Source organism: Nocardioides sp. (genome assembly GCF_030655615.1).
GTDB lineage: Bacteria > Actinomycetota > Actinomycetes > Propionibacteriales > Nocardioidaceae > Nocardioides.
In genome coordinates, this window is sequence record NZ_JAURVJ010000042.1 from 1 (window position 1) to 12,335 (window position 12,335).

The following is a 12,335-nucleotide window of genomic DNA, read 5'->3' on the forward strand; positions in this document are numbered from 1 at the left end:
GGCCAGCCGGGCGCGCTCGTGCAGCGCCAGCCACGAGACGTGGAACGGCAGGGTGAACGCCGCGGCCGCCACGTCGTCGTACCCGGGTGGGGCGTCGAGGACGGTCCCGGCCAGGGCGTGCTCGGCGAGCCCGCCGACGGCCTGCGGGGTGATGCCGACGACCCGCCGGTCCAGCCACCGCTCCATGCCCTCGCCGGCCGCCTCGACGACGCCGGCCACGTCCATGCCGAGCGTGAACGGCGGCGCGGCCATCGAGGCGTTGACCCCGCCGCGGCAGCGGGCGACGTCGCCGAAGTTGAGGGAGGCAGCCGCAACCCGGACGCGCACCTGGCCGGGCCCGGGCTCGGGCACCTCGACGTCCTCGACGCAGATCGCCTCGCTCGGCTCTCCGTGCCGGACCACGCGGACGGCTCTCATGTCGCACCCCTCCCGTGTGACGGACGTCACGAGCCGAACGTATTAGGAGCCCGTAGTAACCGTCAACGGGGTCCACCACCACGCTGACCCGTCGTAGATCGACGACGGGTCAGCGGGCGCGGGCGACCACCATCGCCGTCCCGAGGTCGACGAGGTTGTCGACGAACCGCTCCAGCGGCAGCTGCGGCCGGCCGTCCTCGCCCCCACGGGCCCGTCGGGCGACGGTGCCGAGGACGAACGAGGTGAGCAGCGAGAACCGCTCGGTGCGCAGCTCCTCGTCGTAGGCCGGCACCCGCTCGGCCAGCAGGGCGTAGACCTCGTAGCCGCCGGTGCGCGCGAGCGCGGCGGCCACCTCGGGGCTCAACGTGGCCGGGTCCTGCTCGACCAGCTCGCCGAGGATCGCCAGGTAGCAACGGCCGCGCCACCCCGACTCGGCGAGCTCCACCGCCGGCCGCACGATGGCCTCGACGACCGACGGGAGGTCGTCGGGTGGTCGCGTCCGGGCGACGGCGAGCAGCTCGCCCTCGCGGCGCGCGAGGAAGTCGGCGTGCTGGTCGAGCACCGCGACGAGCAGGCCCTCACGGCCGCCGAAGTGGTACTGCACGGCGCCGCGGTTGCGCTGCCCGGCCTGCCGGGTGATCTCGACCAGGGACGCGGTGGCGACCCCGTCCTCGGCGAAGGCACGGGTCGCAGCGTCCACCAGGCCGGCCCGGGTCGCGTCGGTTGCCACGGCCTGACAGTAACGTCACCGGCGTGCCGACGTTCGTGCTCGCCTCCGCCTCCCCCGCCCGGCTCAAGACCCTGCGCAGCGCGGGGCTCGACCCGCTCGTCGTCGTCTCCGGCGTCGACGAGTCGCAGGTGAGCGGGGTGCCACCGGCCGACCTCGCCCTCGCCCTGGCGGGTCTCAAGTGCCGAGCGGTCGCCGACGGCCCCGAGCGGCCAGACGGGTCGCTCGTGCTTGGCTGCGACTCGGTGCTCGAGCTCGACGGTCAGGCGCTCGGCAAGCCGGACGACGCCGCCGACGCGACGGCGCGGTGGACGGCGATGCGCGGCCGCTCCGGCGTCCTGCACACGGGCCACTGCCTCCGCGACACCGCGACCGGCCGGGTCGCCGAGGCCACCGCCTCGACCACCGTCCACTTCGCCGACGTCACCGACGCCGAGATCGCGGCGTACGTCGCCACCGGTGAGCCGCTCCACGTCGCGGGTGCGTTCACCGTCGACGGTCTCGGCGGCGCGTTCGTGACCTCGATCGAGGGCGACCCCCACAACGTGGTCGGCGTGTCATTGCCCCTGCTGCGCACGCTGGTCGCCGACCTCGGCCACGCGTGGACCGACTTCTGGGCGACCGGCTGACCCCTCGTCGTCGCGATGAGTCCGGCCGGGACGAGCGGTCACCACTCCCATGACCGAACGCAACGACAGCAGGACCGACCAGGGCGACCGGACCGCCACGCCGGGCCGGGTCGTCGTCGAGATGTCGATGTCGCTGGACGGCTTCGTCGCCCGCGAGGACCACGGCACCGACGAGGTGCACGCGTGGTACGACGGCGGTGACGTCGCCGTGCCGATGCCCAACAGCGACCTCACCTTCCACGTCGACGAGGCGAGTGCGCCGGTCGCGCGCGCCGCGTTCGACCTCGGCGCCAACGTCACGGGCCGGGTCACGTTCGACGACGCCGAGGCGTGGGGCGGGGACGACCCGATGGGCATCCCGAGCTTCGTCGTCACCCACGACGCGCCCACGGAGTGGCGGGGCGAGAACGGTCCGTTCCGGTTCGTCACCGACGGCGTCGAGAGCGCCATCCGCCAGGCCAGGGCCGTGGCCGGCGACAAGCCGGTCGGGGTCGCCGGCGGCGACATCGCCATGCAGTGCCTCCGCCTCGGGCTGCTCGACGAGCTCTGGATCCACCTCACGCCGGTGCTGCTCGGCAGCGGCACCCGGCTGTTCGACGAGCTCGACGGCGCCCCGGTGCGGCTCGAGCAGCAGCGCGTGGTCGTGGGTCACGGCGTCACCCACCTCTTCTACCGGGTCCTCGACCAGCTGCCCCGTCCGGCGAGGAGTCCGTCGTCGGGGTGAGCGCTCACGACCACCCGGGCCGGGATGATGGGCACGTGCCCGCAGCCCTGGTCCGGCCGTGACCGCGACGTACGACGTCCGCGTGGCCAACCTGTCGGTCCGCAACCGCCAGCCGGCCCAGGACCTCGACCGCCTCGTCGACGGCTGGCCGCACCTCGTCGCCCTGTGCGAGGTCGCGGGCGGCTGGCCCGCTGTCGTGCACGACGTGGCCGGCTACCGCTATGTCGGCCGCCGCGACGGCACCCACGGCAGTCGTGAGGTCGCCCTGCTCGTGCGCGGAGACGTCGAGGTCGTCGACTCGGGCGTCGTCCAGCTGTCCGAGGCGGTGCCGCGCTCCCTCGTCGCCCACGACCGGTGGGGCGCCTGGGCACGCGTCGTCCTGCCCGGTGGTCGGCGCGCCCTCGCCTACTCCACCCACCGCAACGCCTGGGTCCAGCGCCGGGACGGCACGGTACGACCGGTGTGGCGCGGCACCCGCGAGTACCGCGCCCACGTCCGGGCCGAGCTCGCGCTCCTCGACCGCCACACGACGGAGGGCTGGCCGGTCCTGGGCGGCGGCGACTTCAACTACCGCGTCCCCTGCGGCAAGGTGCGCTTCGTCGACGACGCCTGGCCCTACGCCCCGCACCGGACCTTCCCCCAGCTCGGGCTGCACTACGTCGCGCACGGGCTCGACGGCGTCTGCCACGACCCGGTCTTCGAGGCTGTCGGTGGTCTCGACGTCATCGGCCGCGCCACCACCGGGTCCGACCACGACTGGATCACCTTGACCGTGCGCGCCTGACAGGGCGGGGTACGACGGCGCCGTGGCGCAGCACACACCGTGTTGACCGAGCAGACCGTGTCGTCGCCGCCCCCGCGGCGTTGAACCTGGTGTCAACTCCTCACCCCACAGAAACCTGACCCCACCCGCATGGATCCCGAACGGCTGTTCACGTGCTCGCCGACCACCCTGCTGATCGCGGGTCCCGTCGACGAGCTCCCCGACGACGTCCGCACCGCCCTGTCCACCTGGTGCGAGACCCACCGGATCGACCTGGCCTCGGTCTCGGTCGACCACCTCATCGAGCGCGACCCGGCCGAGGCGTCCCTCACGTGGCGCACCGACGGGGCCCGCGGCGTGCAGCGCCGGACGATCTACTCGCCGGAGCCGCGTGGCACCTGGCCCGCCCCGTTCCCCGACGCCGTCCGGACGTGGCCCGACCGCACGCCGCCGACGCCGCCGACGCCGCCGACACCGCGTCGCCACGACCGGCGGCCGTCCGTCGCCTGAGGTGTGCGCCATGCCGACCGGGTGCGAGGTGTCGCCGTCGCGGCGCGGTCGGTAGCACTCGGCGTGACCGGCCCCGTCAGCCCGAGCGCCGCGCGACGAACCACACGCCCGCGACGAGGACGATCAGCATGAGCACCATCTCGACCATCCCGACCCCGAACATCGGTCCACCCTACGGGCGCTCGACGGCGTCCGGGGTCCTGTTCAGGCGCTGACGGGCTGGGGGTCGCCGTCGAGGGTGAACGGGTGCGAGAACTCCCGGTCGCCGCCGTCGGGCCGCGGGCTCCCGATGCCCGGGTCGTGGTCGGGGTAGGGCACAGCGAAGCCGTCGTCGACCGTCGGGCCGGAGGGGCCCGTCGGCCCGGGACTCGAGGTGGGGGGTGACGGATCCCGGCCGGGCTCCGGGTCGTCACGACCCAGGAGCGTGCTGGGGTCGATCTTGTCGCGGACCTCGGGCGGGAGGGCGTCCCACACGGCGTCGGCCGCGAGCCCGCCGGCGATGCCGAGGCCGAGGCCGGCGACGAGGGCTGGTCCGCCGGTGAGCCCGAGTGCCGCGAGCCCGGCCCGGGTGGCGAGCCAGGACAGCAGCTCCTCCGCGGCTACCTTGCCGGGCGGCGTACCGGCGAGCAGGTCGACGAGCGGGAAGCCCTTGTCGGCCAGGTCGAGGGCCTTGCCGAACCGGCGCGTGAAGTCGTCGGTGAGGTCGGCGGCGCGACGATCGGCGTCTGCGGTACGCCGCTGGCGCTCGTCCTCGCGAGCCTCGCGCTGCGAACGCGTCTCCTCGGAGCGCTCCAGGGCCCGACGGACCTGGTCGACCTCGAGGTCGTGGGCCCGCTCGCGCAGGCCGGCTGCGTAGCGGCCCAGGGCCGACGTCTGCGCCTCCTTGGCCACCTCGAGCAGCACCCTCGGGAGCTCCTCGACCGCTTCTTCGACCAGTCCGGGCAGGGACCCGAGGCGCCGGTGCACCCAGGCCTCGTGCTCCTCGAACAGCCGGTCGCGATCGTCGGAGAGCCGGCGGTAGGCCTCGATCCGGGCCAGCTGCTCGTCGTGGGCGGTGGCGAGCCGGTCGTGCTGCTCGCGCTCGTCGGGTGTCGGGTCGGCGGACAAGGCCCGGGGGGCTGGGACGGGGGCGCCGGGGTCCTCGATGGCCTCGCCGTTGACGTCGAGGTCGGCGTCCCGGGCCCGCTGTGCGAGGTCGGCCATGGCGGACTTGAGCTCCTGGAGCTCGGTGGCCAGCTCGCGCAGGCGGTCGCCGACCAGCCTGCTGGCGGCGGCGACCTGCTTGCCACCGGCGCCGAGGTCGGCGGCGGTGGCGGCGTAGGCGGTGCCGGACCGGCCGCTCCAGCCGACGCCGCCCCGGGCGCCCTGGGCGGCGTCGGCGCCCGCGGTGCCGAGGGCGTCGGGGACGGTGCGCCCCATGAGGTCGGCGGCCCTGCTGACGGCGGCGGGCCTGCCGTCGACGTGGAGGTCGATCATGGCTTCCCCTTCGCGAAGTCGCCCAGGTTGCCGAGGTTGTCGCGACGTACGTCGTCGGCGAGGTCGAGGAACTCGTCCGCCACGGCCTCCTCGGTGCGCAGCAGCTGGTTGTAGGCGGCGACGACGATGGTGCCGGCGGCACCGTGGGCGTCTGCCAGGGCGCCCAGCTGCTCGATCACGGTTCCCATCGCGTCGGCCACGATGCCGCTGGCCCTGCCGGCGTCGACCGACAGCGGGATCGCCTCGGCGACGCCGTTGATGGCGTTGGCGGCGTCGAGGTGGCCCGTGACGATCGCCTGGGCCGCGCTGCGGCTGACGTCGATCGTCATCGCGCACCGCCGTGCTGCACCTCGGCCGGCACCCGCTGGTCGAACAGGACGACGTCGAACGGTGAGCGCTGCTCGATCTCGCCGAGCCGCGCGGTCTCGTGCAGCGTCCAGGGCTGGTGGGGCCCGAGGCCGTCGACCAGCCGGTCGAGCGCGGTGTAGGCCAGGAGCGCCGTCTCCCCCGTGCCGAGACGGCGCAGCTCGACCAGCGGCACGACCCCCTGGTCGGCGGCGGGCGCAGGGCTCACCGGCAGGTAGACCACCGGCGGGATCGCGCGGCGTCCGGTCGGTTCGTCAGCAAGCCGTTCGCCGGGCCTCTCGGCCGCCACCGGCGGGGCGGGGCGGCGTCGCAGACGTGGGTTGGTGTCGGCCATCTGGCTCACTCCTCCTGGTAGGGGCGTGGCGTGAGCCTTGCCGGAGGTGGCCGGGACCAAACGTCCGACCGCGTCAGGTCGCGAACACGTGGCCGCCACCCACGGGCTCGGGTGAGACGTTGAGCTGCACCAGGATCATCAGCCAGGCGCGGGCGCTGAAACCGGTGAGCGCGTAGGACGCGCTGTCGAGCCAGGCGTTGAGGTAGGCGTCGTGCACGAGGTCGTCGACCCGCGCAGGATCGACGCTCAGCTGCGCGAGCCGGTAGGCGTCGGCGACGGTGAGGTCGTAGAAGGCAGCGAACGCGACGGTGTCGTTGAGGGCCGCTCGGTCGAGCAGGTCTGCGAGATCCGTGGCGGGCACGAGCGCACCGTACCCAGTCGCGGCAACCATAGGGGTGGCTGGCGGTCCCCGTTCGGGACGGGCTCAGCCGAACAGCGCTGAGGCCTTGCGGATGGTCTCGACCAGCCCGTAGGCCAGCGGGACGACGACCAGCGCCCAGGCGACGAGGAGTCGGGAGCTCATGCTGCACTCCTCTCCTTCTCGGGCCGGTCGGACGTGGGTTCGTGGAAGCGCTCGGCGACCGGACGGACGAGCACGTTGGCCACCAGCCCGATCGCGAGCACGCCGACCATGGTCAGCAGCGCGGGGCGGTAGGCGTCGGCGGTGAGCGAGCCGGGCTCGCCCTGGGCGTCGAGGAACCCGTTGACGATGAACGGACCAGCCACGCCGGCCGCCGACCAGGCCGTCAGCAGGCGCCCGTGGATCGCACCGACCTGGTAGGTGCCGAACAGGTCGCGCAGGTAGGCCGGGACGGTGGCGAAGCCGCCGCCGTAGAAGCTGATGATCACCGCGGCCAGCAGCACGAACAGCGCCGTCGACGACGACCCGACCGTCGACAGCAGGAAGTAGAGCCCGAGCCCGAGACCCAGGTAGAGCACGTAGATCGGCTTGCGGCCGATGGCGTCGGACGTCGAGGACCAGACGAAACGGCCGGCCATGTTGGCGATCGAGAGCAGCCCGACGAAGCCCCCGGCCGCGGCCGCGCTCACCGTGGACGTGTCGCCCTCGCGGAAGAAGTCCTGGATCATCGGCGAGGCCTGTTCGAGGATCCCGATCCCGGCCGTCACGTTGCAGAAGAGGACCGCCCACAGCAACCAGAACTGCGGGGTCCTGATGGCGTTGTCGGCCGAGACGTTGTCGGTGGTGACGAGCTTCTTCTCGCGCACCGTCGACGGGTCCCAGCCGGCGGGCTTCCAGTCGTCGGCGGGCACCCGCACGGTGAACGCGCCGAACATCATGAACACGGCGTAGAGCACGGCGAGGGTCACGAAGAGCAGGGCCACCGCGTGGCCGTCGGCGACCGAGGTGGTGTCGGCGGAGTCGTAGGCGTCGTCGTAGAGGCTCATCAGGCGGCCGCTCAACGGGCTCGCGATGAGCGCGCCACCGCCGAAGCCCATGATCGCCATGCCCGTCGCGAGACCGGGGCGGTCGGGGAACCACTTGATCAGCGTGGAGACCGGGGAGATGTAGCCGATGCCGAGCCCGATGCCGCCGATGACGCCGTAGCCGACGAACACCAGCCACAGCCAACCGAGCGAGATGCCGAGAGCAGCGACCAGGAAGCCGGTCACCCAGAAGCAGGCGGAGACGAACATCGCCGCACGCGGACCGTTGCGGTCGACCCACGTGCCGCCGAAGCCGGCCGCCAGGCCGAGCATCACGATCGCCAGCGAGAAGATGAAGCCGATGGTGGTGAGGCTGCTGTCGAAGTGCGCGACGAGGGCGTTCTTGTAGACGCTCGTGGCGTAGACCTGGCCGATGCAGAGATGCACCGCGAGGGCGGCCGGCGGGATCAGCCAGCGGTTGAACGACGGACCGGCGACGGTCCGGTCACGAGCGAGGAACGACGGCACCATGCGAGGACCTCCCGAGAACGAAGGCCCCAGCCTCGCGACCGGGAGGTGACGCCCACCACACCCCGCGGAGGGTGTCCGCCCCCGTCACCCCGACCGGGTCAGAGCGACGCGGCGACCGGGTGGACCGGCTCGACCGGACGCCGGAACACGAACCGCTTGAACAGGTAGAAGCGGGCCACGAAGGCCAGCACCAGGCCGACGCCGTTGGCCGACAGGTTGTCGGCGAGCACCGAGTCCATCTCGAGGACGTGGCGGGTCAGCGCGAGGCAGCCGACCGGCAGCACCATCGCGAGCAGGTTGATGATGACGTAGGCCGTCCACCCACCGTCGGCCTGCTGCGGCGGCCGGTGCGGGAACACCCAGCCGCGGGCCCCGTGGTAGCTGATCACCATGCCGACGCAGTTGGCCAGGACGTAGGCCCAGATGGGCTGGTCACGCATCAGCGAGCCGCCGACGATCCAGCCGTGGGCCAGCACGTTGAAGAGGACGAACGAGACCCAGGTGGCGAGCTGGGCGACGGCGAAGAACCGCCCTACCTCACCCAGGATGCGCTGCCACCGGTCCGACACGGGTCGATCCTATACGGAGAGGGGCTCCGTTCGCGGGATCGGCGGTGCCTGACGCGTCACTCGGCCCGTTGCCGAGCCGGCTACTCGACCGGCAGGCCGAGGCTCCGGGCGATGAGCATCCGCTGCACCTCGGAGGTGCCCTCGCCGATCTCGAGCACCTTGGCGTCGCGGTAGAAGCGGGCGACGGGGTACTCCTCCATGAAGCCGTAGCCACCGAAGACCTGGGTGGCGATCCGGGTCGCACTCACGGCCGACTCGGTCGAGTAGAGCTTGGCCACCGAGGCGGCGCGCTTGACCTCCTGGTGCGGGCGGCCGGCGTCCTTGAGGGCGGCGGCCCTGTAGGTCAGCATCCGGCTGGCCTGGAGCATGACCTCGAGGTCGGCGATCTGGAACGCGACGCCCTGCTTGCGGCCGATCGGGCCGCCGAAGGTCTGCCGCTCGCCGGCGTAGTGGACCGCCATGTCGAGACAGGCCTGGATGCAGCCGACACTGAGGGCCGAGATGGCGATCCGGCCGTCGTCGAGCGTGGCCAGGAACTGCGCGTAGCCGCGGCCCTCGTCGCCGAGCAGGTGGTCGGCCGGGACGTGGACGTCCTCGAAGCTCAGCGGGTGGGTGTCGGACGCGTGCCAGCCGAGCTTGTCGTAGGCCTTCTCGGCGGTGAAGCCGGGCGTGCCGCTCGGGACCATGATCGCGCTGATGGCCGGGCGGCCGTCGTCGCGGCTGCCGGTGCGGGCGGTGACGGTGACCAGGCTCGTGATGTCGGAGCCGGAGTTGGTGATGAACTGCTTGGCGCCGTTGACGACCCACTCGTCGCCGACGAGCTCGGCCTTGGTCGTGGTCGCCCCGGCGTCGGAGCCGGCGCCCGGCTCGGTGAGCCCGAAGCCGGCGAGGGCCTCGCCCGCCACGAGGGCCGGCAGCCAGCGCTCCTTCTGCTCGGCGGTGCCGTAGGCGAGGAGCGGGTTGATGCCCAGCCCCACCCCGGCCTGGAGCGTGATGCCCATCGACTGGTCGACGCGGCCGAGCTCCTCGATCGCCACGCAGAGGCTGGTGAAGTCACCGTCGTCACCGGCGCCGCCGTAGGCCTCGGGGGCGGTCAGCCCGAACAGCCCGAGCTTGCCCATCTGCTGCACGACGTCGACCGGGAAGTGGTGGTCGCGGTCCCACTGCGCCGCGTGCGGTGCGATCTGGGCCTCCGCGAACTCGCGGACGCTGCGGCGGAACTCCTCGTGCTCACGGGACAGCTCGAACGTCATGAGCCGATGGTATCCCCGGAGGTTAGCGTTTGTTAACCACCCGCGGAGGTCCTTGGCAGGTCAGGTGCGGAGGTGCCGCACGCCCTGCCACGCGGGGTCGGGCGTGTGGGTCACGGCGACCGTCCCCTGGGTCCAGCCGGTCACCGCGGCCTCGACCACGCCGGCGGTCGGGCGGGCCGAGTCGACGTAGTAGTGCAAGGTACGGCGACCGCGGCCGGTCTCGTGGGCGACGAGCCGCCCCGATCCGCCGAGCCGCTCGGTGAGGTGGTCCTCCAGCGCCCGGAGGTCGTCGAGGGCGCCGGGTGCCGGCAGGCCCTCGGCCGTGGCGTCGGTGAACGGGACGTCGACCTCGAGGTGGGCGTCGAGGTGCGGCGCCCAGCTCGGCGCCAGCGGCACCTGCGCGAGCGCCATCAGCGGCGCGCCGTCGACCTGGCCCTGCAGCATCACCCAGGTGGGTTCGCCGTCGGCGTCGAGCGCGTCGGTGCGAACCTGGGCGACGAGGTCGCGCAGGCCGTCGAGGGTGAGCGCGTCGGCCGGCTCCTCGAGCGCGGCCTCCACGTTGCCGATCCAGGTCTCGCACTCGGTCTCGCCGAGGGTGTGGTCGAGCGAGATGAACACGACGGTCCCCCGCGCCTGCTCGGGCAGGTCGCGCAGCAACGGGTGGTGGACCGCGACGTCGACGTGGTGACCGACCACGGTCGCGCCGATCCGGATCGCGCCGAAGTCGACCGTCGCGTCACCGACCTGGATGCCCCCGGAGGCGGGGTCCGGCGAGGCGGGGCGGGCGTCGGCGTACTCCCAGGTCGCGGTGGCCGGCGGTGCGGCGCGCAGCCACCGCCGAGCGGTCGCCCGGGCGTCGGGGTTGCCCTCGGGGCTGACGACGAGCTGGTGCTGCGCGGTGGCGCCCGGGCCCAGCTCCCACACGAGGTCGGGCGAGAGCGCGTGCACGCGCTCGGTGATGACCTCGGCCAGGTCGGTCAGCGTGCCGGCCGCGATGCCGGCCTCGCAGGCGGCCGCGCCCTCCGACGACCACCAGGCCCAGAAGGCGTCGTGGTCGGGGGTCAGCGCGTCGGGGTCGGCCATGCGGGCAGCCTAGGAGCCGGTCAGGCGCGGACGACCTTGAGGTTGAAGTCCGAGGTCCCGAGGGCGACCGCGGTCCGCACCCAGAGCGCGAGCCACATCTCGGGGCCCCGGGCGGTGGTGATGTCACCGAGGTCGACGACGTCGTCGTGCCCGAGCGCCGTCAGCAGGTCGGTGACGAGCGCCTTGGCGTCGGCGTCGTCGCCCGACACGAAGACCGTCGTGCTCGACCCGAGCCGCCGCGGGTCGGCCATCACGGCGTTGTTCATCGTGTTGAGGCTCTTGACGACGCGCAGACGGGGGTGGGCCCGCTGCACCTGCTCGCCGAGCGAGTCGTCGTTGCTCACCGACAGCCGCGGCGGGAAGCCCTGGGAGTGGTCGAGCGGGTTGCTCACGTCGAGCAGGACGGTGCCGTCGAGACGGTCGAGGTCGGCGAGGCCTAGCACGGCCAGGGTCACGTCGCCGCCCGACGCGTTGACCACGAGGTCGCAGCCGACCACGGCGTCGGCGAAGGTGGAGGTCCGCACCGTCGGGTGGTCGGTGGACCAGCTGGCGTGCTCGGGGCGGGCGGTGGTGGTCGCAGGGTCGCGCGTGCCGAGCACGACCGCGTGACCGAGTCCGGAGAACGCGCCGGCCAGGGCACGGCCGACCGGGCCGCTGCCGAGGACGGCGATGGTGAGAGGAGTCATGCTCGCGACGCTAGGAGCTCGAGCGCGGTTGAGGTCAAGGGTCAGAGACCGAGCACCCGGACAGGGGTCGACGACCGGTCGGCGGTCGAGCTGGGCCCGAGCTGGCCGCTGAAGTTGAAGCCCCAGCACCACAGGGCGGTCGCCGTGGTCGCGCAGGTGTTGTCGCCACCGGCCGAGAGCATCGTGGCGCCGGCGAACCCGGCGACCGCGGTCGGGGTGAGGACGGTGAGGGTGGTCGTGGGCGAGCCGGTGGCGCCGTAGCCGTTGTCGCCCCAGCAGCGCACCGTCCCGTCCTCCAGGAGCGCGCACGAGTGCTCCTCACCGACGGCGACGGCCACCGCGCCGCCCGCGACCGGGGTGGTGAGGGACGTGGTCGCCTGGTCGGTGCCGTCGCCGAGCTGGCCGTCGAGGTTGCGACCCCAGCACCGGACGGCGCCGGCCCCGGTCAGCGCGCAGGTGTGCCGGTCGCCGGCGGCCACGTCGACGACGTCGGTCAGCCCCGTCACGGTCACCGGGGTCGACGTGCGGTCGGACGTCGTCGTCGCCCCCAGCCTGCGGTCGCCGTTGTTGCCCCAGCACTGGACCGTCCCGTCGTCGATGACGGCGCAGGTGTGGAAGGTCCCGGTGTCGAGCGCGACGACCGGCCCGGACAGCCCGACGACCGCGACCGGAGTGTTGGCCTGGCCCGCGGAGGAGCTGCCGGTGCCGAGCTGACCCGAGGTGTCGTCGCCCCAGCAGCGCACGCTGGCGTCGCCCAGCAGGGCGCAGGTGTGCAGGCCGCCGGCCGCGAGCTCGGTCGCGCCCGTGAGCCCGCTGACCGTGACCGGCGTCAGCCGGACCACCGCCGCACCGTCGCCCAGCTGGCCGTAGCCGCCGCGGCC

General features: G+C 73.3%; 16 protein-coding genes. 4 read left to right on the forward strand and 12 right to left on the reverse strand.

Annotated features, from left to right (window positions below; translation table 11 throughout):
• Positions 1-417: alcohol dehydrogenase catalytic domain-containing protein (locus tag Q7T52_RS03605; protein ID WP_304799478.1), on the reverse strand; the 417-nt coding region annotated here is incomplete at its 3' end.
• A gap of 109 nt (positions 418-526) precedes the next feature.
• Positions 527-1,147, reverse strand: coding sequence for a TetR/AcrR family transcriptional regulator (locus Q7T52_RS03610; protein ID WP_304799480.1), 621 nt, complete (start codon positions 1,145-1,147; stop codon positions 527-529).
• Between the two features lie 23 nt (positions 1,148-1,170).
• Here Q7T52_RS03610 and Q7T52_RS03615 point away from each other — a divergent pair, with 23 nt between their 5' ends.
• The 4 genes from Q7T52_RS03615 to Q7T52_RS03630 all read left to right on the forward strand — a co-directional run bounded on the left by Q7T52_RS03615 (position 1,171) and on the right by Q7T52_RS03630 (position 3,770).
• A complete protein-coding gene (locus tag Q7T52_RS03615) occupies positions 1,171-1,773 on the forward strand; it encodes a nucleoside triphosphate pyrophosphatase (protein WP_304799482.1) in 603 nt (200 codons plus the stop codon).
• 49 nt (positions 1,774-1,822) lie between these two features.
• Positions 1,823-2,497: a dihydrofolate reductase family protein gene (locus tag Q7T52_RS03620; RefSeq protein WP_304799484.1), complete on the forward strand. Its 675-nt coding sequence runs from the start codon at positions 1,823-1,825 to the stop codon at positions 2,495-2,497.
• A gap of 58 nt (positions 2,498-2,555) precedes the next feature.
• On the forward strand, positions 2,556-3,281 hold the full coding sequence (locus tag Q7T52_RS03625) for a hypothetical protein (RefSeq protein WP_304799485.1): 726 nt from the start codon (positions 2,556-2,558) through the stop codon (positions 3,279-3,281).
• A gap of 129 nt (positions 3,282-3,410) precedes the next feature.
• Positions 3,411-3,770, forward strand: coding sequence for a hypothetical protein (locus tag Q7T52_RS03630; RefSeq protein WP_304799487.1), 360 nt, complete (start codon positions 3,411-3,413; stop codon positions 3,768-3,770).
• A gap of 204 nt (positions 3,771-3,974) precedes the next feature.
• Here Q7T52_RS03630 and Q7T52_RS03635 read toward each other — a convergent pair whose 3' ends face one another.
• The 10 genes from Q7T52_RS03635 to Q7T52_RS03680 all read right to left on the reverse strand — a co-directional run.
• Positions 3,975-5,246, reverse strand: coding sequence for a hypothetical protein (locus Q7T52_RS03635; RefSeq protein WP_304799489.1), 1,272 nt, complete (start codon positions 5,244-5,246; stop codon positions 3,975-3,977).
• Positions 5,243-5,575 carry a hypothetical protein gene (locus tag Q7T52_RS03640; RefSeq protein ID WP_304799491.1) on the reverse strand — a complete coding sequence of 111 codons (333 nt, stop codon included), beginning with the start codon at positions 5,573-5,575 and terminating at the stop codon, positions 5,243-5,245. Before Q7T52_RS03640 ends, Q7T52_RS03635 begins: the two co-directional genes overlap by 4 nt.
• A complete protein-coding gene (locus tag Q7T52_RS03645; protein WP_304799493.1) occupies positions 5,572-5,946 on the reverse strand; it encodes an SAV_915 family protein in 375 nt (124 codons plus the stop codon). The genes Q7T52_RS03640 and Q7T52_RS03645 overlap by 4 nt, the downstream gene beginning before the upstream one ends.
• 73 nt (positions 5,947-6,019) lie before the next feature.
• On the reverse strand, positions 6,020-6,307 hold the full coding sequence (locus Q7T52_RS03650; protein WP_304799495.1) for a hypothetical protein: 288 nt from the start codon (positions 6,305-6,307) through the stop codon (positions 6,020-6,022).
• A gap of 158 nt (positions 6,308-6,465) precedes the next feature.
• The gene (locus tag Q7T52_RS03655; protein ID WP_304799496.1) at positions 6,466-7,863 is read right to left on the reverse strand and encodes an OFA family MFS transporter; all 1,398 of its coding nucleotides are present in this window, start codon (positions 7,861-7,863) and stop codon (positions 6,466-6,468) included.
• Positions 7,864-7,961: 98 nt separating this feature from the next.
• On the reverse strand, positions 7,962-8,432 hold the full coding sequence (locus Q7T52_RS03660) for a GtrA family protein (RefSeq protein ID WP_304799498.1): 471 nt from the start codon (positions 8,430-8,432) through the stop codon (positions 7,962-7,964).
• 80 nt (positions 8,433-8,512) lie between these two features.
• On the reverse strand, positions 8,513-9,685 hold the full coding sequence (locus Q7T52_RS03665) for an acyl-CoA dehydrogenase family protein (RefSeq protein ID WP_304799500.1): 1,173 nt from the start codon (positions 9,683-9,685) through the stop codon (positions 8,513-8,515).
• 60 nt (positions 9,686-9,745) lie between these two features.
• Positions 9,746-10,768, reverse strand: a complete 1,023-nt coding sequence (locus Q7T52_RS03670; protein ID WP_304799501.1) for a DUF695 domain-containing protein — start codon at positions 10,766-10,768, stop codon at positions 9,746-9,748.
• 20 nt (positions 10,769-10,788) lie between these two features.
• On the reverse strand, positions 10,789-11,454 hold the full coding sequence (locus Q7T52_RS03675; RefSeq protein ID WP_304799503.1) for an NADPH-dependent F420 reductase: 666 nt from the start codon (positions 11,452-11,454) through the stop codon (positions 10,789-10,791).
• Between the two features lie 41 nt (positions 11,455-11,495).
• The coding region (locus tag Q7T52_RS03680) for an RCC1 domain-containing protein (RefSeq protein WP_370692286.1) at positions 11,496-12,335 on the reverse strand (840 nt) is incomplete at its 5' end.